The organism is Oceanobacillus sp. FSL K6-2867 (assembly GCF_037963145.1).
In the GTDB taxonomy this organism is placed as follows: Bacteria; Bacillota; Bacilli; order Bacillales; family Amphibacillaceae; genus Oceanobacillus.
The window spans coordinates 4202669-4226244 of record NZ_CP150144.1 but is presented as its reverse complement, the minus strand read 5'-3'; the positions used below and the strand labels follow the sequence as shown (position 1 = coordinate 4226244).

Genomic DNA, 23576 nt, shown 5'->3' with positions numbered 1-23576 from the left:
ATATATTTCAATGTTAAAATAAAAAACTCTTATCCAATAAGAGTTTTTTATTTACATATGGATTATCAATTGATAAACACGAAGCTAAAAAGCTTGCATTAAACCCAACCTCGGAATCTTGATGCTTCAGCCATTTTTCGTACTCCTACCATATATGCTGCTAAACGCATATCCACACGTCTTGTTTCAGCTGTGTTATATATAGAATTAAAAGATCTAATCATAATTTCATGAAGCTTTTTATCAATTTCTTCTTCAGACCAATAATAACCTTGGTTATTTTGCACCCACTCAAAATATGACACGGTAACCCCTCCAGCAGATGCTAATACATCAGGAACTAAAAGAATTCCACGTTCTGTCAAAATTTTAGTAGCTTCCATTGTTGTCGGGCCATTAGCAGCCTCTACAACAATGCTTGCCTTAATATTATGTGCATTGTCTTGTGTGATTTGATTTTCTACAGCCGCGGGAACAATAATATCACAATCCAGCTCAAACAATTCTTTATTTGAAATGGTATTGTTAAATAGCTTGGTTACGGTTCCAAAACTATCTCTTCGATCGAGCAGATAATCAATATCTAGTCCATCCGGATCATGAAGCGCACCGTAAGCATCAGAGATACCAACAACTTTTGCGCCTGCATCATGCAAAAACTTCGATAAGAAGCTGCCAGCATTTCCAAACCCTTGAACAACTACTCTTGCTCCTTTTAACTCAATACCTTTTTTCTTCGCTGCTTCATTTAAAACAATCGTAACACCTTTTGCTGTAGCAGATTCTCTACCGTGGGAACCACCTAGAACAATTGGTTTTCCCGTAATAAAGCCGGGACTATTGAATTCATCTATTTTACTATATTCATCCATCATCCAAGCCATAATTTGAGAATTTGTAAATACGTCTGGGGCGGGGATGTCTTTAGTTGGTCCAACTATTTGACTAACCGCACGGACATAACCACGACTTAATGCTTCTAATTCGCGAAAAGACATTTCACGTGGATCACAAATAATTCCGCCTTTTGCCCCTCCATATGGAAGATCAACTATACCCGCTTTTAAACTCATCCAAATAGAGAGAGCCTTTACTTCTGATTCCGTCACATCTGGGTGAAAACGGATTCCCCCTTTTGTCGGACCTACTGCATCATTGTGTTGTGCACGATATCCGGTAAATACTCTAACCGATCCATCATCCATACGTACTGGAATGCGAACCGTCATCATACGCAGAGGTTCTTTGAGCAACTCATAAACCTCTTCCGGGTAACCTAATTTTTCTAATGCAGTTTTTACAACAGTTCGTGTTGAACTTAATACATCTGTATTTTCTTGGTTTTCTTTGATAGAATCTGCTGCTTTTTCGGCTACCATGAACTTACCTCCTACAATATATATAAAAGTTTTGTATAGCCCACTCAGAGTTTAGTATACACTTTCAATTTAAATATGCAATAAAAATAGGTTCCATTTTTGAAATTGTTTAAGCTATTATTGCCCCGTCGTTAGTTCTACAAATTTCTCAATCATTTCATGGTATTTGATGCCAATCGATTTCGCTGCATCGGGAAACAAACTGGTTGGTGTCATACCTGGTAATGTATTTACTTCCAGTATCATAGGAACGTTATCTTGATTTAAGATAAAATCGACTCTTGAATATGTTTCACAGCCTAGTGATTGATGAGCAAGAACTGCGTATTTTTTAATCTTATCCGCTATTTTTTCATCTATTGCTGCTGGAACAATGTGCTCACTTCCACCTGGTGCATATTTTGATTCATAATCATAGAAAGCATTTTTCGGAATAATCTCGATGATTGGCAAAGCGAATTCTTTTCCCTCGGGACCCATAACGGCCACGGTCAGTTCTCTGCCAGAAATGAACTCCTCTACTAAAATGGTGTCATCACTTTCATGAGCGTTCGTAATTGCTTCCTTAATTTGATCAGTTTCTCTAACAATTGTCAGCCCAAGGGTGGAGCCTTCTTTATTTGGTTTAATAACAAATGGCGGTGTGAAGGTTGTTTTTATTTGGTTCGCAATTTGTTCAACTTGATCCGGATTAGAAAGCCTATAAACTTCACTTTTAGCTTGTGGAATATAGTTCATATTAAAAATTTGCTTCGCCTTTGCTTTATCCATCGCTAAGGCAGAAGCAAGAACACCTGACCCAACGTAAGGTATATCAAGCATATCCAATAATCCTTGAATTCTTCCGTCTTCCCCATATTTCCCATGGAGTCCAATAAACACTAAATCTACATCTAATTCAATAATCTCCTGTAATTGATTCGGATTAAAATCAATGCCAATAACTTTATGTCCGTTTTTTTCTAAGGCTGCTATAATTCCTTTTCCTGATGAGAGCGAAACTTCGCGCTCCCCTGAAATACCGCCATATAATACTGCTATCTTCATTTTTCTGCACTCCCCTTGACATCCAATATTACTCTACATTGCTGTGTTAATAAAATATCTTGATGATTTTTTTGATTGCTTGTGAATCGAAAATAATTTTGCCATATTCATGCAACCGATAGGATGTCACAATACTTGGGTTTGAATACTCCGACATAATCCCTATAATATCCTCTTTATTTACTTCGGATAAGTCATCTTCATCTAAAATCATATAATAACGTTCATCCATATGGTATACTTTACCACCTACAATCCTTAATGGTGATAAGTAGGATGCAACCTGGATAACCGATTCAAATTCCTCAAAAGAAAAAATTAGTTCCTTGCTTTCGTCAAGTGTAACTTTCATTTCTATGAAATCATCATCCCAATACATATCTTCCTCTTGTTGTGTGACAAATATATGCATTCCCTGTGCCTGCATTAGATGAACCTGTACGAGTAATATCCCTTCGAGTTCAATACCTAATTCTGAACTTGCTTCATACATCATATCACTGAAAAGGCTGCGGACGCTCGATGCATCATGCCAGAGGTCATCTTTAGTAAAACCTCGCTCAATCAAATCATCAAACGTTAAAAAAATCGTAAATTGGTCATTTGATAAACGTTCAATACGCATACTGCATCCCCCTCATTTAGGCGCTTTTAATTGGTTTTCTAATTTCATTATAACAACGAATTATAATGGAAAACACTTCATATATTATATGCAACTTCACCATTTGTTGAACAGCACAGCACAAATTCTTAAATCTATTTAAAAGAACATACTTTTGACGAAAAAGTTCTAATGTTCTAGTACTATTCTTGTTAACATTACTTTTACTTATAGTATGATTCGATTTTTGCAAGATGATAACTTTTTCCGCGAACTCTAAGGGAGATGACGTGCCTTGTATACACAAGCTTTAATCATTCGATGTTAGGACAGTCCCTCTATTAGTAACCAAAGTTCATTCCCCCATATGTAGTATGCACTAGCCAGTCCAAGAATTAAAACGAAAATCACTATCAACAATCGAATAAGCGGACCGCTTAATTTAAGACTTGTTCGATTATCCTTTGAATGGATTTCCTTCCTTGGCGGGAGATTTAAAATATCGATGTCTCGCTTTGCTTCACTTTCCTGCACAGAATTTTTATTTTCCAATTGTTCCTCAGTGGACCGTTCTTTTTCAATTTCTTGAAATAAACTACGTAGTTCATCTGCTTGATCCTTTGGTTCTTCTGATTTTACATTCAATGTAAAGCACCTCACTTTATAAAGCGAATCACTAAACCTAATAAAAAATCTACAATAAAATGGGTAGTAATTGTTACAAGTAAATTACCAGTGATCTCGAATAAATATCCCATTAAGAAGCTAATTCCAACAACCGAAATAAATAAAACTGGTTTTTTTAAATAACGAAGATGTACAAGAGCAAAAATTGTACTAGCAACAAAATAACCAAATACTGTTTGTATTACTCCCCGAAATAATAACTCTTCTGAGATAGCTACGGTTAGTGCTACTATAAATATAAAAGAAATCGATTGTTTTTGAAATATTCTTTCATTTATACCGCCATCATCTAAATACTTTCTTGGAACAGTCCAAATTAGAATAATATCAATTACAACAATAACTAAAGCGGGAACAGCTCCATATATCAAAACTTCATGAAAATTCCAGTTAAAGTAAAGTAACCAATCAAAAAAACTTTCGAAAAAAAAGAGGCTTAGTATAATACTAACGAATACAAAAATACCTTGTGATAGAAAAAGCTGTTTCTTTAACTCTGCATCTGATAGTTGATTAATTATTTCAGTTTGTTTCATGAACTTCTCCAACTAACAGTAAATTTTTAAGACGTCTTCTCCAGTCTGCATGTTTTATTTTTGTACTGTTTGTGTTTTCTGGTTCCCATTCAGCCCATGAAAATCCACAATTACTGCAGCATTGATACATCGATTTTGGATAGGTTTCCTGAAAAGATTTATAGAGATCCCTTCGCAGGCAGTCTTTACTTTGTACCCAGCTTAGTACCTCTTGAAGTTTTTCTTCTTTATACTGCATCCTCATTCTAATCACTTGCTCAATCGAATGATAGGCTGACTTCCAATTATTTTCTTGATAGATAATATAATTATTGTTTATCATACCATGTTTTTCTAACTGATACTTAAAAAATTTCCAATGAATTTCATTTAACTGTAATTGTTCTTCGATTTGTTGATCTATCGGAATCTTCCCTGAGGTTTGGCTGATTGAATATAAGTAATGGAACACATTTTGCAAATCATTTTCATCCGGCAGTTCATGTTGTATTATATGATTTGGAATGATAGCATCTCTACGAGAAAATAGCAATACACCTACACTGGATTTACCATCTCTCCCAGCTCTACCAACCTCTTGAATATAAGCTTCAAGCTGTAATGGGATATGGAAGTGAATAATTAAACGAATATTACTCTTATTAATCCCCATTCCAAATGCACTCGTACAGCATATAATGTCCAATTGATCATTCATAAACTGCTGTTGAATACTGACACGATCTACCTGATCCATGCCACCATGATAAAAAGCAACCTCCCGATTTGCAAGTCGCTGCGATAGAATACTTGCAGTGCTTTCCGCCGCTGCACGACTAGTAAAATAAATCAAAGATGGAACGTGATACGTATTAAACATGGATATAAGTCTGTCAATCTTTTCTTCGTCATTTGCGACCTCTTCCAGAATAAATGCTATATTTTCTCTGTCCATTGGATAAATTCGCTTTATCATTTCCGGTTTACACAGCACCTTCATAATATCAGCTTGAACTTCTGGTGTTGCTGTAGCACTTAACGCAAGCACAGTAGGGTTATTCAGCTCTTTAATCGTTGCGGCAAGTTTTAAATAATCCGGCCTGAATTCATGCCCCCACTGGGAAATACAATGTGCTTCATCGATCACAAACAAGCGCACACATACTTGCTTCAGTTTTTTTATAAGTTCTCGCTGTTGTAATAGCTCAGGAGACACATAGATCAATTTATAACTGGCAAGGTTTTGATAGACATTTCTTCTTTCTCCAGGAGTCATAAAGCTATTAAGGGCAACAACTTCCTTAAAGTTAGCCGCCTTCAGCTGTTTTACCTGATCAATCATTAAAGAGATTAAGGGAGAAACGACTATTGTTAAACCATCTTGGATTCTGGCTGGCAATTGGTAACAGATTGACTTACCAGATCCTGTGGGCAAAATCCCGAGCACATCATGGCCTGCTAGTACATCCTGGATAATTTCCTTTTGGCCAATTCGGAATGTACCATAATGGAAATACGTTTGGAGTGCTTCCTCTAGGCCAAGCATGTATTGTTGCATCTTATCACCCTATTTCAATAGAATCTGCTTGATTCTGTATTTCTGTTCTTTTTTGCCGCCAAAACAAGTCGTATCTCAAAGTAGCTAATGTCATCCTGTACAGTCTTCTTAATATCTTTCAATTTAAACGTTTGTTTCTGATTGATTGCGTCGATAATTTGTTGCTGCCTCTCTTTTGTTATGTAATGATCTAAAGTAAATAAAGGGTCATATAAAGCAATTTCTACAATATGATCATGGATTGTATTGATTTTCAAATTTCTCATAAGTGCTATTTGATCGAGCGTATACTTCTTTTGCAACAAATAATAAGTTTGATTAGCCGACTTCGTAATTGGAATTTCCTCTGTTAAGCCACCTAATAAAAAAGAAAAAACAGGATATTTCTCTCGTTCATTTTCGATTGTTTGAATTATCTTATGGATAATGCCCGTCAGTAAAAGTTGCACATCCATAATCGGGAGTTTATATAATGCCGCTAGTTGGCTCGAACTTTTACCGTATGCTTTATAGCCTGTTAAACGATCAACAAATAAATCGGCATAGCTATTTGGGAATACATCTAACAACTGATGCAGCTCTTGATAAATCGCCTGCAGAGCATGCGTCTCATTTGTTTTTAATTTCCTGTAAATTTGTTTAACCCATTTTTCAACGGATGGCTGATCAGTTATCGGAATAAAATGATAAAACTTCATTTTTGTATTGGTTAATGTTTGGATAAGCAACAGTAATCGTAATTGAAACATATCTGCTGTTTCTTTGTATCGCATTCCCTTAAAATACTCGAATGGATATTGCTGCTTGGTCTCATCCAGAAATTGTAATGCCTTTTCTGTTATTCGTAAAGTCTTCGTTTCACCTTCCAACTCATATAAATATCCTTCTTCCAACAAGGAAGACACTTTTTGATTGAATAAGTTCCTCTTTAAATGTCGATAAATACCGTAAAACGGATCTAGTTGATAGCTATGTGCATCTTGAATAGTTTGAATCGATTTATTTCCATTTAATAAATGAAATACGCTTGATGCAGATCTTTCACCATTAAGCTGGGAAAAACATTGTAATAAAATACTCTCAAAAAACAAGAAAGACAACTCCCTTTTTTAAAATGCATACAGCTAGACTATTGAAATGGATGGAATTCAGCTTTAAAATAGAATGAAGGCTTTTGTATTAGGAGGTAAATGTAGAATGAAGTACACCATTGTAGACAAGGAAACATGTATAGCCTGTGGCGCTTGTGGTGCGGCTGCTCCCAGGATTTTCAGCTATGATGATGAAGGGCTTTCTTACGTTCTCGTCGATGAAAATACAGGTACTTCTGTTATCCCTGAAAGCTGTGAGGAAGAGTTAATCGATGCATATGAAGGATGTCCAACTGATTCCATTAAAATCGCAAAAAAACCGTTTCATGGTAATCCATTAAAATATATTGAAGCATAAGTTTAAGATTATCCTAGCAATGCTTCTGGATTGGTCACTTGTTGATACTAGTATACATGGAAAAAGTGTTTTTGAAAAATATATTTTCAAAAACACTTTTTTAATTTTATCGTTTATTTATCGCCTTAAATCAACAGGATTGGCTGCCTTAGGAACCCTTATAGGATCGGAAAAATTATATTTACTAACTTGCTGCAATGGTGAATTCTGAAATTGTACTTTTTCAAATCCATAGCTTTTTGCAGTCATTAATATGGCTTCTACCATTGTTAAAACATCCTGTTTATCAGTGAATACTTGCTCATCAACGAATGTCAGCTCTAAAAGATTGCCACTAGATTGAACTTCCAATTGGATTTCGTTTGGAATAGTTTGCTTAATATTAAAATCAGGATCATTTTGACTCATTTCACTAATTGCCTCTTCAATTGATAGGTCATTTGAAGCTGGCACTGCAATCAAAAATTCCTTATTGTAAAGTTTGTAGACCACCTTATCTGGATGCAAATTCATTTCTTCTACAAACCCTATTGGTCCTAAGTCAACCCCACCTTTAAAAATGGCTTTTTCAATACCTAGTGGTGTAAACATCATTTCAAGCATCTGTTCAAACACATATGCATTTGCTGAACCTTCTCCAATTGAAAATTCATCTCCAAGCTCAATAAACACCTCTCTATCTTCCCTATTTAGTTCAAATGAAGCTCCTTCAAGTAAATAGCCAGCCGTATTCCACGTATCTTCTTGAATAAGTGCTGCCAATTGGTTATAGTATGCAGCAACATCTACAGACCCCTCTGCAACAAAAGTAACCGGTATAATGTATTGATTATTCGCATCTGCGACGGCACCATATATAAGTGTTCCACCCTCATCAGCAGAAATAACATGGCTTTGAGCTGGGGTTTGATCCATCGCCATCCGAATCTCAGTGGATTCGTCTAAAGATTCTTCCTGGTTATCGTCAGCTATATCTCCAGAATTGGCTTCTTGCTCATCATTGCTCTCCATCTTTCCCGACTCTTCCGTACTATACGTATCAGCTGCGTTATGATTAATGGCATTGTCTGCCTGTTGATTGGAGGTGTTATAGAGTATAAATGGAATTATTGCTAAAAGTACAGTTACCAACACGGTTGCTAAAACAGGAACTGCTTTTATCTGTCTTTTCCTTTTTGGTTTCACTTTCTGACTATCTTTCATTTCCGAAGAGATGCGAGTGTATAATTCCGATTTATCTGTTTTATCCTTGATTACAGGAAGCTGTTTTATGTCAGCGATTATTTTCTCAAGTTCCTTATTAGTTCTCACTAGCATCTCCTCCTTTCTTGTTGCCTTCAACCATCGCTTTTTTTAATGCCTTTAATGCACGATGCTGAGTCGTTTTCACCTTACTAACGGTAAAATTAAGTATTTCAGCAGTTTCTTGTATGGAAAAGGATTGCAAATAACGAAGTATTATTACATTCCTTTGGTCCAGTGTACAATGGTTTAAGTATGTATACACTTGTTTGATTTGATCGTTTTCTTCGGCGACTTCTTCTGGAAGCTTGCTTAAATCAGGTATTAAACAACCCTTATCATTCCAATTAAAGAACTCATATATTCGATCTCTTTTCCTTTTTAATGAACGGAAATAATCATACGTAACGTGTCGTGCAATTGAAAAAAGCCATGTTTTCTCACTGCTTTCACCCTTGAAATTATCATATGATTTTAACACTTTTATATAAACCTCTTGAACCAAGTCTTCTGTCGTCTCTCTGTCTTTCACCATATAGAAAATGTATTGGAAAAGGTCTTGATGGTAGGTATCATAAAATTTATCGAAAACGGCCTTCATAAAGACCCTCCCGTTCAATTATATAGTCGTTATAAATCTAAAAAGGTTTCAACTAAACTATAATGGATATGAAGAAAAAATACCAACTGAAATCAGTCGGTATTTTTTATGTCAAACCTATTATATGCATATTCTTTAAATAAAAAGGAGATAATCGGATACAGAAGCACTATAAAAATTGCGTTGCCAATTGCATGACTTGTGTCAAAAGGAAGTCCCGCAATATAATATGGCCAAAACTTACCTGTAACCTGGTATGTGGTTAACGATATAATGAAGCCATAAAAATATCCACTAAATATTGCAAAAAGGACAATAATAACAAATGGTACACGTTTTAGCATTTTACTTAATAGTCCACTTATTAACCCAATTATTCCCCAGGAGACGGTTTGCCAAATTGTCCATAAGCCCATACCCAAGAGCATATTTGAAAGAAATGTAGTTAAAATTGCTAATAATAGAGCGGACATTGGACCAAGTATAATACCACAAATAATAATTAACGCTGTGACAGGCTGTACGTTCGGAATAAATTGAAAGATATATCTTCCGCCAACAGCCAAAGCCGCTAGTAGTGCAAGAATTGTAAGTCTATATGTGCTCATTTAGTTATTCCCAGGATTGTAAATCAAAAACAACAACATCTCCAGGAGATAACTCATATTCACCAGCACCAACTGTTGCCATTTCATCGTTTACGAAGAACATCCATGCAGTTTTCTCTTCATCACTAGCTGCAACCCGTTCTATACTTGTAATAAACTGACCGTCATGCTCAGTTTCGATGTAGAAATTCTCTTCCATGACATCCATCAGAATATCGCCTTGTTCAATCTCGATCTCTTCTTCAGCTACATATTCTTCCCCTTCATTGATAGAAACAGTAATACGTACCGAATCTTCTGCAACTTCTTCAGACTGTGATGAATTATTTGTGCTTACTGACGTGTTTTGGTTTGTATTGTCGTCTGATGAACAACCAAACAGCAATCCAATTGTCATGAGAGTGACCGTAAACTGGAAAATCCATTTTTTCAATTTCATTCCTCCTCCATTTTATTTGTAACTGGAAATGTTTATGAACTAAAAAAATCCAGCTCCTCCTATGAGCCGGATTTGTAGACAAACAAATAATTATAGACAAAAAGCTATATGTATTCGAATGTCTCAATCACCATACCTCGGGAGCATTGAGAGATGCAAATTGAATTTGGCAGGTCTACTGACTGATGATTCAAACCTACTTTAAGCCCTTCCCGTAAATAATTACAGTGGCATTGCTTATTTCGTATCAATTACAGTTGCGAGGACAGTACCAGATTCTCACTGGTTTCCCTATTCTAAGAAAAAGAAGGAAACTTTCACCTTTGCATTTTCTATGAATATCCAAATTCAATATATATGTTTTATCCCAGTTCAAAAATTATCATAGCATATCACATTAGAATAGAAAAGCTCTAGTGATTGTGTTTATTTTGCGGAAGTCTAAAGCTGAAAGCAGTACCCTGATTTAGCTTACTTTTAGCAAGAATCACACCATGGTGCGCATCAATGAGATGTTTCACGATAGATAGCCCTAATCCTGTACCTTTTTTCTCTTTATTACGAACTCGTGATTTATCTGCTTTATAAAAGCGTTCAAAAACAAATGGTAAATCTTCTTCCGGAATCCCGCTGCCACTATCTTCAATTTCCACATATAGTTCATTTTCACGATTGGCTATTGTTACTTGGACTTTACCGCCTTCTGAAGTATGACGCAGCGCATTATCGATAAGATTTGTAAAAACCTGTTCAATTCGATCTGGATCAAATATTGCTTCTGGAACATCGATGGCCAATAATAGAGATAACTCAATACCGTTATCAGCAGCTAAACTCTTGAATTTATTAACAACCCGCTTTGCATATGATTCTACTTCTATTGTCTCTAAATTTAACTGTATTTGCCCAGCTTCCATTCTCGCTAGATCAAGAAGTTCATTTACAAGTCGGCCCATGCGCAATGATTCCTCATGGATTATTTGGGCAAGTTCATTTTTAGCTTCTTTAGTATCTGCAATATCGTCTACAATTGCCTCACTATATCCTTGGAGCATTGATATTGGTGTACGCAACTCGTGCGAAACATTTGCGATAAAATCTTTACGCAGCTTATCTAACCTTCTTTCATCTGTCATATCACGAATTACCGCCACCGCACCCCTAATATAGGATTGATCATATAATGGTGTCATTAACATAACGTAACTTCTGCCCTGCAGGCTAATTTCCCGAAGCACAGCCTGTTCACTTTCAAAAACTTCTTGAAGTGCTTCATTAAGTTCACTGGGAAGTTTGCGGTTTTGGTCATCTGTAATATCATTCTCGAAGTACCAGTTTTCCATATATTTTTTGGCTGGTGGATTAATAACAAGAATATCACCATTTCGGTTTATCGTTACGACACCATCTGCCATTGAACTAACAATACTTGATAATTGTTCTTTTTCTTGTCTTAGTGCATTAATATGGAATTTCAGCTGTCTTCCCATGCGATTGAATTCTGTTGCAAGCTCGCCAATTTCATCATGTGTCAAAACAGGAACCTTAGTATTGAATTCGCCTCTGGTAAGGTTATATGCCGCTTCCCGCATTTTTATCAGTGGAGAAGTAATTCTTGTCGATAAAAAGACAGCAAAGAATGTAGTCAGCATAATTGCAATCCCTGCACTAAGAAGAATCAACTTTGAAGTTTGTGCTTTTGTTTGGTAAATTGCATCCAACGATTGGTAAACAAAGATTGCTCCGCCCGATTCAATTGGTGATCCCACAATCATAATTTCATTATCCTCATCAGGCAGAAAAATTTGTTTCTTTATTTCCCGGCGATTATAAAGAACTTGTCTAAATTCTTCGCTTTCTTGAATCCAATGCTCTTCAGCTTGCATTAAATCTTCATCACTGCTAGTGGAAGTCCATAGATCGTCCTGCTCGTATACAATTACAATTCGGCTAGATGGATCCTTTAATAGCTCAGTCATTTCCTCAATAAATTCTCTATCCTCATCTCTTTCAACGAGAGTAGAAATTTTTGTCGCCGTTTGCAGCATATCATCTTCCGCTTCAAGTATATGGAAATTTTCAAAGAACTCCATTAGAAAAAATGACAAAACGAATAAAACAAATGCAACCAGCAGCAGAATGGTTAATGAGAGTTTTCCAACTACACTACGCCAAAACATTATACATCATCAACTTCAAATTTATAGCCAACACCCCAAACAGTTACAATCATTTTAGCTGCCGGCTTGGATACACTGCTTAATTTTTCCCGTAGTCTTTTCACATGTGTATCTACTGTACGTAAATCACCAAAGAATTCATATTGCCATACTTCTTTCAAAAGATGTTCCCGATTAAATACTTTATCCGGTGATTTCGCTAAAAAGCATAGTAATTCGTATTCTTTCGGTGTCAAGCTTACTTCTTCTCCGTCTGCCGTAACACGATGTGCATCATGGTCAATCGTAATATGTGGAAATACTAAGATATTTTTTGAAGCAGTATCAGCTTCCTGAAAAGATGCTGCAGTCACTCTTCGCAATAATGCCTTTACACGTAAAACAGCTTCTCTTGGGCTAAACGGCTTTACAATATAATCATCTGCTCCAACTTCAAAACCTTGTACGCGATTGGCTTCTTCTCCTTTAGCCGTCAGCATAATAACAGGAGTATCCTTTTCTTTTCTCAGTTCTTGACATGTTTCGATACCATCCATTTCAGGCATCATAATATCTAATACAATGACATTATAATCATTGTTTAAAGCCTTTTCTAAAGCATCTTTTCCATTTTCGGCTTCTTCCACAACATAATCTTCGCGTTCCAAGTACATGCGAATTAGTCTGCGAATTCTTTCCTCGTCATCAACAACTAATATCTTTACATTTTCATCCATAAATAACTTCCCCCTATGTTCTACACTGTATATAAGTATAAACCAAACCTAATGAAAAGTATAAAAAAACGAGGTATCCCATGATACCTCGTTACAGTTAACAATCAAGCATAGGAATGCAGACCTGCTAATACGAGATTAACAACGATAAGGTTAAACATAATAATTGCAAAACCACCTACTGCTAACCAAGCGGATCTCTCCCCATGCCAGCCTCTCGATAAACGCAGATGTAGAAAGGCTGCATAGAAAAACCATGTAACAAGTGCCCAAACCTCTTTTGGATCCCAGCCCCAGAATCTTCCCCATGCAATTTGGGCCCAGATAGCTGCGAAGATGAGACCTCCTAATGTGAATACAGGAAATCCAATAGCAACGGAACGATACATAATCTCGTCTAATAGGTCCGGTTTTACATTTTTTAAAAGTGGCTGCAGCTTTGCTCCAACGCGTTTACGGATAATTAAACGTACAAGGCCATATATGATTGTCCCTGTAATAAATGACCATATGACAGTATTGAATTTTCTGCCAGCGTCCGCGCCTTGCATCCATGTTGGCGTTTCGAACCACGGTTCCAGGACATCCTCAGTTAGTAATGTCCCTTCATTCGGACCGGCAATAGCTGGTAAATGATAATCTGTTGTAGTCACAGTACCGGCTTCCGTATATTCAAATTCAGCATGATAGTCCATAATATTAAATGAAGTTGTGATAACAATAAAACCAATAAACAGGAACATGACATACATTACAATTTCAAGCCATAGGCTCCCCTTATTTAAGCTTGATTGATCAATCTGTCTGATAAGATACATGATACCTGCAGCAAAACTAATGAATAAAATTCCCTGTCCTAAAGCTACAGTAGTTACATGAATATACAACCAATGACTTTGCAAGGATGGCACCAATGGCGAGATATCTGTTGGAAACATGCTTGCATATGCAATGATTATCATCGCAATTGGCAGTGCAAATAACCCAAGGAAGCTTAGCCTGTAATAAAAATAAAGAATGATAAAAGCTAGCACCATTGACATTCCAAGAAATGTCATAAACTCGAACATATTGCTGACCGGGGCATGGCCACTTGCAATCCACCTTGTTATCAGATAAATCAGCTGCGCAATAAAACCGACAATTGTTATCGTGATACCAATTGTTCCAGATTTTGTTTTTTGTCTTCTTTCCGATTTGTTCTGTCTAATCGTCGCCCCAAAGAATAGCGTAGCAACCAAATATAAAATGAATGCTGTATAAAGCATCGTGCTACTTAGACCAAGTAAGTCCATTTAAATTCCTCCTCATCCTAAAAAACGGTTGCTGCGAGCTGTCAGCTCGCAGCATAATTATTCCTCTAATTCCTGCTGGTCGCGGGCCATTGTAAATGATGTATTTTCAATTGATTTTTCAATTTCCTTCTTAATACCAAACCAGTTTTTATTTGTATGTGCAGCCAATAAAATGCCATTTTCATTTGGATGAATCCAGATTCTGCGGTGCTGCCAATACATTCCCTGAATAACTCCAATCATGAATATTGCTGCCCCTAGAATAAAGAACGGCAAGGTAAAATCAACTCGCAAGGTCAACCCACTGGCATCGTGTAATTCAAAATCCTCAATTCCTAACTTATATTCATTTTCTCCTGTTGCGTCAATATTCTTTCCGATACCGAGAAAACTTATTTCAGGAGTATCACTATCAGGAGGATATACAAGCATCACGAAAGCAGGATTTCTTGGAAAATTCGTTTGTGATGCTGGAACACCATTATCCAGAATATAATCTGGATAATATTGATCTACTTGTATACGGAATCCGTTGTCCAATTCATATGTAGACTCAGGGTTCGTTAGATCAACAGTAAATGAACCTAATGAGGTTTCATCCGGATCATTTGTTTCATGAACTTTAAAAGTCATATTTGAAAACTCATTTACTTGATAGCCTTGTTGGTACAATGTATACTTGTCAAATTTAGCTGGTTTATTCATCTGGATGGATTGTTCCAAAATTGGCTCCAGTTCCGGTTCAGCGCCTGGTACTGAAGCATTTTTTGCTTGATAAATTACAATATCTGTTTGAAAATTACTTGGTACTTCCCCTTCTTTTTGAATTGCCTCGGCAAATCGTTCATCATTTTCATCATGTACTTCCATGGTAAATTCTTTGTTTTTGATATAGTACTCCCCTTTAGTGCCAGGTAGTACGATTTGTTGTCCTTCTCGAACCCAAACAAATTCTTCCGTATGCATCAGCGGAGTTGTCCGTAAAATCGCTGCCAATAGAATAATGATCAGTCCAATATGGTTAACATATGGACCCCATCTTGAAAATCTGCCCTTTTCAGCTAGGATATGACCGTTTTCATCGGTAATTTTATAGCGTTGTTTTTTTAAACTTTCTTTAACCTTTTTGATATCCTCGTCAGTAACATGGAATGACTCACCATATAAGCGCTGTCTATTTAAAAATGATTCATGACGTTTCGCCTTCTGCCTTTTCAATGCTTTATATAATGGTACAAATCGGTCAAGACTGCAAATAACAAGCGATATACCAATAAGAGCAATTAAAAGCATGTACCACCATGAACTATATAAATTATGAAAGCCTAATTGATAATAAATTAAACCTAAAATGCCATAACGATCTTCATAAAATATCGCTGGATCACGTGATACTGCATCTGCCGGTATGTATATTTCTTGCGGAAAAATTGTGCCGATCATTGTAGCGACAAGCGTTATTACAATTAGCCAAACACCAACTTTTACAGAAGAAAAGAAACTCCATATTTTATCAATTATGGATTTATTGTACGTTTGTGAGCGGCGGGCTGTTCCGTCATAGCGCATATTCAGCAACTTTTTTCCTTCATTGCCATCTATGTGCTGGTTGCCTTCAATTGGCTTTCCGCAAGCTTCACATAAAACCGTACCTTCTGGATTAACGTGCCCACACTCACATTTGATTTTATTCATTTAAATCCCTCACAATTGCTTTAAAGTAGAGTTCAAAAGAATGATAAAAAGGACCGAGAAGTTCGAGGTGGCATAGCTTTGAGTAGCGGAACGTATGCAATTAATACGTGAGCAACGCAAAAGTAAGCCAACGATGAAATTCGATGTGTCATCTTTACCGGACTTTTTGAACAACCTTTTTCATGTTCAATTTGTTTGCGGTTGTATTTCTTGTAAATATCCTTCGAGACTTTCTAAGCTAAGTGCTCCACTAACGACTTCCTCGATTTCTCCTTCAGGATTGATAAAAAAAGTGCTCGGTAATGGTACGACTTTATATAAATCTCTCACTTCACTCGTTTTATCATGAAGAATTGGAAATGTTAAACCATAATCATCAATAAAACGATCAACTACAAGTTCTGTCCCATCCAAACTAACTGCAACAATTTCAATTCCTTTTTCTTTGTATTCAGGATAAAGCTCTTGCATATATGGCATTTCCTCTTTACATGGTTTACACCAAGTTGCCCAGAAATTAAGCATGACACCTTTTCCTTTAAGCTCACTAAGCTGAACGGATTCTGCCTCATGGTTCTCACTAATTTGCTGAAGTTTAAAGTCTGGCGCCTTATCTCCAACTTTATAACCGCCGCTATCCTCTTGTAAATTGGATACGAGCGCAAATACCACCGCTGCTACTAAGACACCAAGAATCGCTGTTCTAAAAATGAACCGGTTTCTTTTTTTCTTTTGTTTATTACTTTTTATCTGATCCAAACTCAAAATTATCACTCCCACACCGTATTATATCATTGATGTAAAGTACGAAATTTGACTATTCTTTAACAATTTTGGAAGCTTGATTTCTGATTTGTTTTATTTCTTTCGGTGTCAATGGACGATAATCTCCTGGCTGCAATCCATCCAATGTAAGCATACCATATTTTTCTCTTTTTAATTTCATCACAGGGTAGCCTAACTGCTCCATCATTCTTCTAATATGACGATTTTTCCCTTCATGCAAGGTTAATTCAAGCACCATTGTGTTTTTTTTCTTATCCGTAGATAAAATCGTATAGTTCACTGCTTTTAAAATATCATCATCTGCTTTAATCCCTTTTCTTAGCTTACCAAGTTCTTTTTTATCAGGAATCCCTTTAATTTTAGCGACGTAGACCTTGTCTATTTCATGCTTCGGATGCATTAAAAGGTTAGCAAATTCCCCATCATTTGTTAATAGCAGGATGCCTGACGTATCGTAGTCCAATCTGCCAATTGGAAAAACTCTTTCTGTCACTTCCTCCATTAAATCAATTACAACTTTCCTATTTTTGTCATCCTTCAAGCTGGAAATAACTCCTCTTGGTTTGTATAGCATGTAGTATACATGGGATTCTTTTTCCAGCGGAACACCGTTCACTTCAACTTCGTCATCACTTGTAACTTTTGTGCCAAGCTCTGTTACAGTCTGTCCATTTACACGGACTTTCCCATCTATAATAAGCTGTTCTGCTTTTCTTCTAGAGGTTATACCGCTTTGCGCAATTACTTTTTGTAGTCGTTCACTTTGATTTGCCATTTTATCACCATACTTCTACTTTATTTTCTACATAATAATAGCGTTAATGGTACCATTAACGCTAGTTTTAGTTACCCGAATACTATTTTAACAATAATGATGGTTGAAAGTATAGCAATTAGGTCTGCCAGCAGTCCGACTTTCAATGCATAACGCATCTTCTTTATTCCAACCGCTCCAAAATAGACAGTTAATATGTAGAGTGTTGTATCTGTACTTCCTTGCATTGTTGATGCTAACCGCCCAATAAACGAGTCAGGACCATGTGTTGCGATCAATTCGGTTGTCATGCCCAATGCAGCTGTGCCAGAGATTGGTCGTACTAACGCAAGTGGCATAATATCAGCTGGTATGCCGACCAGTTGCAGCAGTGGGGTAATGCTGTTAATCAATGCTTCCAATGCTCCTGAACTGCGAAGTATTGCAATCGCTACAATCATACCTACCAAAAAAGGAAGCAAAGAAAATGCCATTTTGACACCTTCCTTACCTCCTTCTACAAATAATTCGTATGCTGGAACTCTTTTGATTACTGCAACGGATAATACGATGAGTAAAAAGGTTGGAATAAGCCAGGTGCTTACAAGCGTGATGATCTCCATATCATTTCCTCCATGTACTTTTATAGTGGTAAAAACGATCAATTAAAATAGCGCTGGTAACCGCAATTCCACTCGCAATAATTGTAGTTCCAACAATTTCAGTTGGCGAAACAGAATTATATTGCATACGAATTGCAATTACAGTTGTTGGGACTAGTGTCAAACCAGAGGTGTTTAATGCAAGAAAGGTAATCATTGAACGCGACGCAGTTTCTGAGCCGCTTATTCTTTTCATTTCCTCCATTGCCTTAATTCCAAGTGGTGTGGCAGCATTTCCTAAACCAAATAGATTAGCTGTAATATTCGATACAATATAGCCGATTGCCGGGTGATCTTTTGGTATATCTGGAAACAGCTTCACGATAACCGGCCGGAATACCCTGGCAATCCCTTTTAGGATTCCAGCGTTTTCTGCAATTTTCATAATACCCAGCCAAAAAACAAGAATGCTGATAAGACTAATGGCTAGTGTTACTGCCTCACTTGCACTTTCAAAGATTGCTTTATTAACTTCATCCATTGTCCCATTAAACATTGCGAAAACAATTCCTACAATTGCCATACATGCCCAAATTATATTGATCATTTTACTTCAGTCCAATTATTTGTAACAAAATTGACGTAAAAGACTGTTTGAAATTATGATTGTTCGGCTCCAAACGATTTTGAAAAATATGTGTTTCCATCAGCTGCTCATCATCCAAGTAAAAAACGGTTTTCCCAATAATGTTCTCATTCGTCGTTAAATAATCTGAAAGCAGAAACGTATTCGAAGTCAGTACATCTATTTCTTCAACAGATAAAGGATAGAATATCTCCTCCTCTACAAAACCGTTCACCGTTAAATTTGTTTCATTCAACCTGTACTTTATTGGTCCTTCGTCTGAAAGTGGCTCCATCTGATAATTTTCATACCCCCATTCAAACATCGAGATATGATCGTTCCAATCATCTGGTGCATCAAGCGTCACCGCAATTAACTTCATACCGTCTTTTTCAGCAGTGGTTACTAAGGTTCTACCGGTTTGCTTCGTATAACCTGTTTTCCCCCCAGTACAGTATTCATAAAATTGTGTGAGCAGTCGATTTTTATTTTTCCAGCTATACGATCTGCTTTCAGCCATATAAGTCTCCGTACCGCTTATTTCCTGAAATATTTTGTTTTCCATTGCATAGCGCGTAAGTATTGCCATATCGTATGCTGTGGAGTAATGGGTTTCTGAATCAAGACCGTGAGGGTTATCGAAATGTGTATTTGTCATCCCTAACCATTTTGCTTTTTCATTCATCATATAAACAAATCCTTCTTCACTTCCTCCTACATGTTCCGCAATCGTAACAGCTGCGTCGTTCCCTGAGCGGAGCATAAGTCCATATACGAGATCTTCCAGCTTCATATCCTCACCTTGCTCCAAATAAATAGATGATCCCTCGGTGTAGATTGCACTTCTCGAAGCTGTAGCCATCTCATCCATTTTTCCGGATTCAATTGCGATAATTGCAGTCATGATTTTCGTAATACTTGCTATGGAAGCTTCTTCATGTGCTTTTTTTTCATAAAGTACCCTTCCAGTACTTTGTTCTATTAGGATTGCGTTATTTGCAGAAACAACAGGTGCGGCTTGTCCGGTGATAGGAAAAACAAGTTGTATTACTATGAAAATAAGGATGAATATTAGAAATCGCATCTATTAATGCCTCCTTAAAAAACTTCGCCAACTGTAAGTGAATGGCTCAATTGCATATGCAAATAAGAGTTTGTCCTTACATTTTATGCACAGGACACGTTGTTATGCCAGTTGATTAAAGAACACAAAAAAATCCTTACATGCTAACATGCAAGGATATCATTTTTATTCATTAAAGTTATTTTCGATTTCGTCACTAAATCGTTCAAAAAATAAATCAGCCTCGTTATTATCCGTATTATCGTCTTCGGTAGGCTCAGGCAGTGGTGGCAGCTCGCCAAGTGATGTTAATCCAAAATAAGTAAGAAAATCTTTGCTAGTCCCAAATAGAACTGGTCTTCCCACACTATCTTTACGGCCAACCTCCTCAACTAACGATCTTGACAATAGTGTTTGAACCGGCCGATCGCTTTTAACACCTCTGATTTCATCAATTTCAGTTCTCGTTATTGGCTGCTGGTAAGCGATTATTGCCAATGTTTCTAAAGCAGCTTGTGACATTCTGCTCGATTGTGGCAATTCGAGTAATTTTTTGAAATAATTACTATGCTCCGGCTTTGTTGTTAAATGAAGCACTTCATGCGATTTCATGATCATTAAACCACGATCTTTGCGTTCATAATCATATGTCAGCTCTTCAATAATATGTTTCACTGCTGATTCTGACACTTCAAGAACTTTACATATTTGTTTAATCGTAATGCCCTCATCACCGCTTGCAAAAAGCAGTCCTTCAACAACGGCTTTTATTTCTTCGATTTCCACAATCTATTCCTCCAAATAATATATATACAATTTATCGAAATGCTTTGTTTGTTTGCAGTATACTTCCTTCCCTTTCATAAGCTCTAAAATTGCAATGAACGTAACTACCACATGAGCTCTTGATGGATATGGAAATAATTGATCAAATTCTATTCCGCTATCTTTTGTTGACTTTACTTTAGCCAATACATCTTTCATTCGTTGCTCGATCGGTATGTCCATGCGTTGTACTGTAGTATCTAATGGTTTATTCCACTTCTTTCGTTCAAACATTTTACCTAAAGCACCTAGCATATCATAAATAGAGACATCCCCTTGCACGACCGGCTGTTTTTCAAATTCTAATTCATCGAAAGCAGTTGGCGGTCTTGTAAATATTTGATTTGCTTCAATCTCCTTTTCTTTCAGTCGCTCAGCAGCTTCTTTATACTTCCGGTATTCAATCAGTCGCTGCATTAGTTCTTCTCTCGGATCTTCTGCATATTCCTCGATTTCATTATCTTCAATGATTTCTTGTTTCGGTAATAGCATTTGACTTTTAATCGCTACTAAAGTAGAAGCCATGACTAGATATTCACTTGCAATATTTAATTCAAGCTGTTGCATGGTATGTATATACTCCATGTACTGTTTCGTAATTTGCGCCATGGGAATGTCGTATATATCAATTTCATACTGATTGATTAAATGCAGCAATAAATCAAGCGGACCTTCAAATGCATCTAATTTCACCTCGTATGCTTGATTCAAAGTAGTTCATTCCTTTCCTTTACAAACTAAGTCTCCCGACCTAATTAAATCCATCTGAAACGTTCCAGTATTTCTTTATTATAATAAAAAACATGAAACTTTAATTTCTTATGAGGCACGCTAAAAGTACGTGTAGCGTATATTTCAATCTTCTTTCAATGCAAAGTTATTTACAGTTTGGCATATGCGCCCATACAACACTCTTTTTCTCAACATAAGCTATTAGCGTAAGATAAATGTTACCACAAAACATTTCTGGAAAGAAGAAAAAGGAGGAAGTTCGTTATGAGTCAAAGTTATGGTGGATATGGTGGAGGCTTTGCGTTAATTGTAGTATTGTTCATTCTCTTGATTATTGTCGGTTGTGCTTGGTTCTAAATAGATAGCCGAAAAATTATATAGCATGTAAAGCACTATGATTTCGAAGGCTACTAATACGGTACGGTTATCATAAATTAGAACAGAGCCGAAGCTTTGCTAAGTGTTCATGTAAGATAAAACTTTGTAGCTTAAAAGAAAAACCAGCCCTTTTAAAAAGGGGGCTGGTTTTTCTTAATGGTTGCGGTCGCCGTGTTTCCTTTATCTCATACGTAAGAATGTTCAAGCCTTCGAACTATTCCATAGTACGGAGCGCAGTTCGTACACCGCTAATCGGTCATTTCTTCTTTGTGCTTAGCTATCAGAAGCATCTGCACTGTCTTTTGTTGAAGTACATTTATTATAAAAATCTTGTATTTCATCCGTCGTACTAACAGCATATTTGTTCTGATAGATACGATTGACTTCATTGACCATTTTTTGCCCAATTCCAGCATTTCGATGTGATGGATTGACTGAAACATGCTGTACGATTGCATCTATACCATTTTCAATCCTAACTCCAATCGCTCCTAAAACATCATCTTCCTCTTTCCATAAGTGAAGATGCCAGTCATTATTGGATTCATATTCTTTAATGGTCTGTTGCAATTTCTTAACGTCTTTTTTCTCTTCTGGCATAAAAGACAGTAAACCCATTGCAATCTTTTCATGATTTTTCTTATAACGAATTAACATATTTACCCCTCATTAATAAAACCTTTGATCTTAAAAAATGATCTATGAACATGGAAAACTGTTTTAGAGACTTACTTATATTATATTTATGGCATTATTAAACGTGTTTGTCAAATATACATACTAAAAAAAGTTTCCACTTTCAAGCTTTGACAATTTTCACATCATACATACGATTGCAGGACAGATTATTCTCTGCAGATTAATCTTAAAATTGCAAATCCATCTGTTTGCTTTCCTTTGATTTTGAAAGGAATCATATTTACAACAGCCATCCATACATTAAACCAAAATAGTAACTGTAAAAGGCTATTTGGATTCACTTCATAAATAATATAGATAATCGTCGCAGCCACTCCATTAAACATAGGGCCAAAAAATGTAATCCAAATAATTTCTGATTTTTTATAGGGTATTTCCCGCTCGCTTTCAGTAACTCCACCTATAAAATATATAGAACGCAACGTTAGTTCAAGGTTGTTCATTGCGATTGTCCAATGTCCTTTACCTATTCCCAGATTTAATTTAATTCGATCCGCTTTTGCCAACTTTGCGCCGCATGCATGACCAAGCTCATGAATGAGTGTGCAAATTGGTGCAATAATTAAGATAAGACATGCAAATAAATAAAGACTCATGGAAGTTTCCTGGATAATAATGCGCTATATATGTTATTCGCTTATTACTCGAACTTCTTTCATCACATCACCATTTTGCATGGATTTGGCATGTTCGATTCCTGATGTTACTTGTCCAAATACAGTATGTACACCATTCAAATGTGGTTGTGGCTCATGAACAATAAAAAATTGACTGCTCCCTGTATCTTTGCCTGCATGTGCCATTGATAAGGATCCTTCTACATGTGTATGTGGGTTTCCTTCTGTTTCACATTTGATTGTATAACCAGCTGATCCTGTTCCATTTCCTATCGGGCAACCGCCTTGGCTTACAAAGCCCGGAATTACACGGTGAAACGTAAGACCGTCATAGAAATTATCATTTGCAAGCTTTTCAAAGTTAGCAACTGTTTTAGGTGCTTCGTTTGGATAAAGTTCAAATTCAATTTTATTTCCATTTTCTAATAAAAAATATCCTTTTTTAGACATATAATAACATCTCCTCATTGATTTAGTAAA

The 23576-nt window shown here is 36.5% G+C and carries 27 protein-coding genes and 1 riboswitch; of the genes, 2 read left to right on the top strand and 25 right to left on the bottom strand.

What is annotated here, in order from left to right; translation table 11 throughout:
* Positions 1–98 precede the first annotated feature (98 nt).
* The 7 genes from NSQ77_RS20525 to NSQ77_RS20495 form a co-directional block, all read right to left on the bottom strand.
* A complete protein-coding gene (locus NSQ77_RS20525; protein ID WP_339227951.1) occupies positions 99–1379 on the bottom strand; it encodes a Glu/Leu/Phe/Val dehydrogenase in 1281 nt (426 codons plus the stop codon).
* A 117-nt stretch (positions 1380–1496) separates the two neighbouring features.
* Entirely contained in the window at positions 1497–2426 is a 930-nt protein-coding gene (locus NSQ77_RS20520; RefSeq protein WP_339227950.1) for a D-alanine--D-alanine ligase, read from the bottom strand.
* A gap of 46 nt (positions 2427–2472) precedes the next feature.
* Positions 2473–3051 carry a genetic competence negative regulator gene (locus NSQ77_RS20515; protein WP_339227949.1) on the bottom strand — a complete coding sequence of 193 codons (579 nt, stop codon included), beginning with the start codon at positions 3049–3051 and terminating at the stop codon, positions 2473–2475.
* 303 nt (positions 3052–3354) lie between these two features.
* Positions 3355–3675, bottom strand: a complete 321-nt coding sequence (locus tag NSQ77_RS20510; protein WP_339227948.1) for a hypothetical protein — start codon at positions 3673–3675, stop codon at positions 3355–3357.
* An 11-nt stretch (positions 3676–3686) separates the two neighbouring features.
* Positions 3687–4253, bottom strand: a complete 567-nt coding sequence (locus tag NSQ77_RS20505; RefSeq protein WP_339227947.1) for a CPBP family intramembrane glutamic endopeptidase — start codon at positions 4251–4253, stop codon at positions 3687–3689.
* Positions 4240–5790 (bottom strand): ATP-dependent DNA helicase RecQ, encoded by a 1551-nt coding sequence (locus NSQ77_RS20500; RefSeq protein WP_339227946.1) that lies wholly within the window; start codon positions 5788–5790, stop codon positions 4240–4242. The genes NSQ77_RS20505 and NSQ77_RS20500 overlap by 14 nt, the downstream gene beginning before the upstream one ends.
* 14 nt (positions 5791–5804) lie before the next feature.
* Positions 5805–6881: a helix-turn-helix domain-containing protein gene (locus tag NSQ77_RS20495; RefSeq protein WP_339227945.1), complete on the bottom strand. Its 1077-nt coding sequence runs from the start codon at positions 6879–6881 to the stop codon at positions 5805–5807.
* A gap of 106 nt (positions 6882–6987) precedes the next feature.
* On the opposite strand from NSQ77_RS20495, the gene NSQ77_RS20490 reads away from it, so the two are divergent.
* Positions 6988–7239: a ferredoxin gene (locus tag NSQ77_RS20490; RefSeq protein ID WP_339227944.1), complete on the top strand. Its 252-nt coding sequence runs from the start codon at positions 6988–6990 to the stop codon at positions 7237–7239.
* 117 nt (positions 7240–7356) lie between these two features.
* On the opposite strand, the gene NSQ77_RS20485 is transcribed toward NSQ77_RS20490, so the two are convergent.
* The 15 genes from NSQ77_RS20485 to NSQ77_RS20415 form a co-directional block, all read right to left on the bottom strand.
* On the bottom strand, positions 7357–8550 hold the full coding sequence (locus NSQ77_RS20485) for a hypothetical protein (protein ID WP_339227943.1): 1194 nt from the start codon (positions 8548–8550) through the stop codon (positions 7357–7359).
* Complete coding sequence (locus NSQ77_RS20480) at positions 8540–9082, bottom strand: RNA polymerase sigma factor SigX (RefSeq protein ID WP_339227942.1); 543 nt, start codon at positions 9080–9082, stop codon at positions 8540–8542. Before NSQ77_RS20480 ends, NSQ77_RS20485 begins: the two co-directional genes overlap by 11 nt.
* Before the next feature lie 92 nt (positions 9083–9174).
* Positions 9175–9690 (bottom strand): ECF transporter S component, encoded by a 516-nt coding sequence (locus NSQ77_RS20475; protein WP_339227941.1) that lies wholly within the window; start codon positions 9688–9690, stop codon positions 9175–9177.
* Positions 9691–9694: 4 nt separating this feature from the next.
* Entirely contained in the window at positions 9695–10129 is a 435-nt protein-coding gene (locus NSQ77_RS20470) for a DUF4430 domain-containing protein (protein WP_339227940.1), read from the bottom strand.
* A 150-nt stretch (positions 10130–10279) separates the two neighbouring features.
* A riboswitch (cobalamin riboswitch) is annotated at positions 10280–10469 on the bottom strand.
* A gap of 73 nt (positions 10470–10542) precedes the next feature.
* The gene (locus tag NSQ77_RS20465) at positions 10543–12309 is read right to left on the bottom strand and encodes an ATP-binding protein (RefSeq protein ID WP_339227939.1); all 1767 of its coding nucleotides are present in this window, start codon (positions 12307–12309) and stop codon (positions 10543–10545) included.
* Positions 12309–13025 (bottom strand): response regulator transcription factor, encoded by a 717-nt coding sequence (locus NSQ77_RS20460; RefSeq protein ID WP_339227938.1) that lies wholly within the window; start codon positions 13023–13025, stop codon positions 12309–12311. The genes NSQ77_RS20465 and NSQ77_RS20460 overlap by 1 nt, the downstream gene beginning before the upstream one ends.
* A 104-nt stretch (positions 13026–13129) precedes the next feature.
* Positions 13130–14320 carry a c-type cytochrome biogenesis protein CcsB gene (gene ccsB / locus NSQ77_RS20455; protein ID WP_339227937.1) on the bottom strand — a complete coding sequence of 397 codons (1191 nt, stop codon included), beginning with the start codon at positions 14318–14320 and terminating at the stop codon, positions 13130–13132.
* A 57-nt stretch (positions 14321–14377) separates the two neighbouring features.
* Positions 14378–16015 (bottom strand): cytochrome c biogenesis protein ResB, encoded by a 1638-nt coding sequence (locus NSQ77_RS20450; RefSeq protein ID WP_339227936.1) that lies wholly within the window; start codon positions 16013–16015, stop codon positions 14378–14380.
* Positions 16016–16201: 186 nt separating this feature from the next.
* A complete protein-coding gene (resA, locus tag NSQ77_RS20445) occupies positions 16202–16780 on the bottom strand; it encodes a thiol-disulfide oxidoreductase ResA (protein WP_339227934.1) in 579 nt (192 codons plus the stop codon).
* A 52-nt stretch (positions 16781–16832) separates the two neighbouring features.
* Positions 16833–17576, bottom strand: a complete 744-nt coding sequence (locus NSQ77_RS20440) for a pseudouridine synthase (protein WP_339227932.1) — start codon at positions 17574–17576, stop codon at positions 16833–16835.
* Positions 17577–17647: 71 nt separating this feature from the next.
* Entirely contained in the window at positions 17648–18178 is a 531-nt protein-coding gene (locus NSQ77_RS20435) for a spore maturation protein (protein ID WP_339227931.1), read from the bottom strand.
* A 1-nt stretch (position 18179) separates the two neighbouring features.
* On the bottom strand, positions 18180–18764 hold the full coding sequence (locus NSQ77_RS20430; protein WP_339227930.1) for a nucleoside recognition domain-containing protein: 585 nt from the start codon (positions 18762–18764) through the stop codon (positions 18180–18182).
* A gap of 1 nt (position 18765) precedes the next feature.
* Positions 18766–19866 (bottom strand): D-alanyl-D-alanine carboxypeptidase family protein, encoded by a 1101-nt coding sequence (locus tag NSQ77_RS20425; RefSeq protein WP_339227929.1) that lies wholly within the window; start codon positions 19864–19866, stop codon positions 18766–18768.
* A 165-nt stretch (positions 19867–20031) separates the two neighbouring features.
* A complete protein-coding gene (gene scpB / locus NSQ77_RS20420) occupies positions 20032–20631 on the bottom strand; it encodes an SMC-Scp complex subunit ScpB (RefSeq protein WP_339227928.1) in 600 nt (199 codons plus the stop codon).
* A gap of 3 nt (positions 20632–20634) precedes the next feature.
* Positions 20635–21381 carry a segregation/condensation protein A gene (locus NSQ77_RS20415; RefSeq protein WP_339227927.1) on the bottom strand — a complete coding sequence of 249 codons (747 nt, stop codon included), beginning with the start codon at positions 21379–21381 and terminating at the stop codon, positions 20635–20637.
* Between the two features lie 285 nt (positions 21382–21666).
* Between NSQ77_RS20415 and NSQ77_RS20410 the strand changes: the two genes are divergently transcribed.
* Positions 21667–21759, top strand: a complete 93-nt coding sequence (locus tag NSQ77_RS20410; RefSeq protein ID WP_339227926.1) for a YjcZ family sporulation protein — start codon at positions 21667–21669, stop codon at positions 21757–21759.
* 294 nt (positions 21760–22053) lie between these two features.
* Here NSQ77_RS20410 and NSQ77_RS20405 read toward each other — a convergent pair whose 3' ends face one another.
* The 3 genes from NSQ77_RS20405 to NSQ77_RS20395 form a co-directional block, all read right to left on the bottom strand.
* Complete coding sequence (locus tag NSQ77_RS20405) at positions 22054–22437, bottom strand: GNAT family N-acetyltransferase (RefSeq protein ID WP_339227925.1); 384 nt, start codon at positions 22435–22437, stop codon at positions 22054–22056.
* Between the two features lie 188 nt (positions 22438–22625).
* Positions 22626–23075 (bottom strand): site-2 protease family protein, encoded by a 450-nt coding sequence (locus NSQ77_RS20400; protein WP_339227924.1) that lies wholly within the window; start codon positions 23073–23075, stop codon positions 22626–22628.
* 33 nt (positions 23076–23108) lie between these two features.
* Positions 23109–23546 carry a peptidylprolyl isomerase gene (locus NSQ77_RS20395; RefSeq protein ID WP_339227922.1) on the bottom strand — a complete coding sequence of 146 codons (438 nt, stop codon included), beginning with the start codon at positions 23544–23546 and terminating at the stop codon, positions 23109–23111.
* Positions 23547–23576 lie beyond the last annotated feature (30 nt).

Excerpts from the sequence above, each read along its gene's own strand:
- NSQ77_RS20525 (WP_339227951.1), bottom strand. The coding sequence starts at position 1,379 with ATGGTAGCCGAAAAAGCAGCAGATTCTATCAAAGAAAACCAAGAAAAT.
- NSQ77_RS20520 (WP_339227950.1), bottom strand. The coding sequence starts at position 2,426 with ATGAAGATAGCAGTATTATATGGCGGTATTTCAGGGGAGCGCGAAGTT.
- NSQ77_RS20515 (WP_339227949.1), bottom strand. The coding sequence starts at position 3,051 with ATGCGTATTGAACGTTTATCAAATGACCAATTTACGATTTTTTTAACG.
- NSQ77_RS20505 (WP_339227947.1), bottom strand. The coding sequence starts at position 4,253 with ATGAAACAAACTGAAATAATTAATCAACTATCAGATGCAGAGTTAAAG.
- NSQ77_RS20500 (WP_339227946.1), bottom strand. The coding sequence starts at position 5,790 with ATGCAACAATACATGCTTGGCCTAGAGGAAGCACTCCAAACGTATTTC.
- NSQ77_RS20490 (WP_339227944.1), top strand. The coding sequence starts at position 6,988 with ATGAAGTACACCATTGTAGACAAGGAAACATGTATAGCCTGTGGCGCT.
- NSQ77_RS20480 (WP_339227942.1), bottom strand. The coding sequence starts at position 9,082 with ATGAAGGCCGTTTTCGATAAATTTTATGATACCTACCATCAAGACCTT.
- NSQ77_RS20475 (WP_339227941.1), bottom strand. The coding sequence starts at position 9,690 with ATGAGCACATATAGACTTACAATTCTTGCACTACTAGCGGCTTTGGCT.
- NSQ77_RS20470 (WP_339227940.1), bottom strand. The coding sequence starts at position 10,129 with ATGAAATTGAAAAAATGGATTTTCCAGTTTACGGTCACTCTCATGACA.
- NSQ77_RS20465 (WP_339227939.1), bottom strand. The coding sequence starts at position 12,309 with ATGTTTTGGCGTAGTGTAGTTGGAAAACTCTCATTAACCATTCTGCTG.
- NSQ77_RS20460 (WP_339227938.1), bottom strand. The coding sequence starts at position 13,025 with ATGGATGAAAATGTAAAGATATTAGTTGTTGATGACGAGGAAAGAATT.
- ccsB (WP_339227937.1), bottom strand. The coding sequence starts at position 14,320 with ATGGACTTACTTGGTCTAAGTAGCACGATGCTTTATACAGCATTCATT.
- NSQ77_RS20450 (WP_339227936.1), bottom strand. The coding sequence starts at position 16,015 with ATGAATAAAATCAAATGTGAGTGTGGGCACGTTAATCCAGAAGGTACG.
- NSQ77_RS20440 (WP_339227932.1), bottom strand. The coding sequence starts at position 17,576 with ATGGCAAATCAAAGTGAACGACTACAAAAAGTAATTGCGCAAAGCGGT.
- NSQ77_RS20435 (WP_339227931.1), bottom strand. The coding sequence starts at position 18,178 with ATGGAGATCATCACGCTTGTAAGCACCTGGCTTATTCCAACCTTTTTA.
- NSQ77_RS20430 (WP_339227930.1), bottom strand. The coding sequence starts at position 18,764 with ATGATCAATATAATTTGGGCATGTATGGCAATTGTAGGAATTGTTTTC.
- NSQ77_RS20425 (WP_339227929.1), bottom strand. The coding sequence starts at position 19,866 with ATGCGATTTCTAATATTCATCCTTATTTTCATAGTAATACAACTTGTT.
- NSQ77_RS20410 (WP_339227926.1), top strand. The coding sequence starts at position 21,667 with ATGAGTCAAAGTTATGGTGGATATGGTGGAGGCTTTGCGTTAATTGTA.
- NSQ77_RS20405 (WP_339227925.1), bottom strand. The coding sequence starts at position 22,437 with ATGTTAATTCGTTATAAGAAAAATCATGAAAAGATTGCAATGGGTTTA.
- NSQ77_RS20400 (WP_339227924.1), bottom strand. The coding sequence starts at position 23,075 with ATGAGTCTTTATTTATTTGCATGTCTTATCTTAATTATTGCACCAATT.
- NSQ77_RS20395 (WP_339227922.1), bottom strand. The coding sequence starts at position 23,546 with ATGTCTAAAAAAGGATATTTTTTATTAGAAAATGGAAATAAAATTGAA.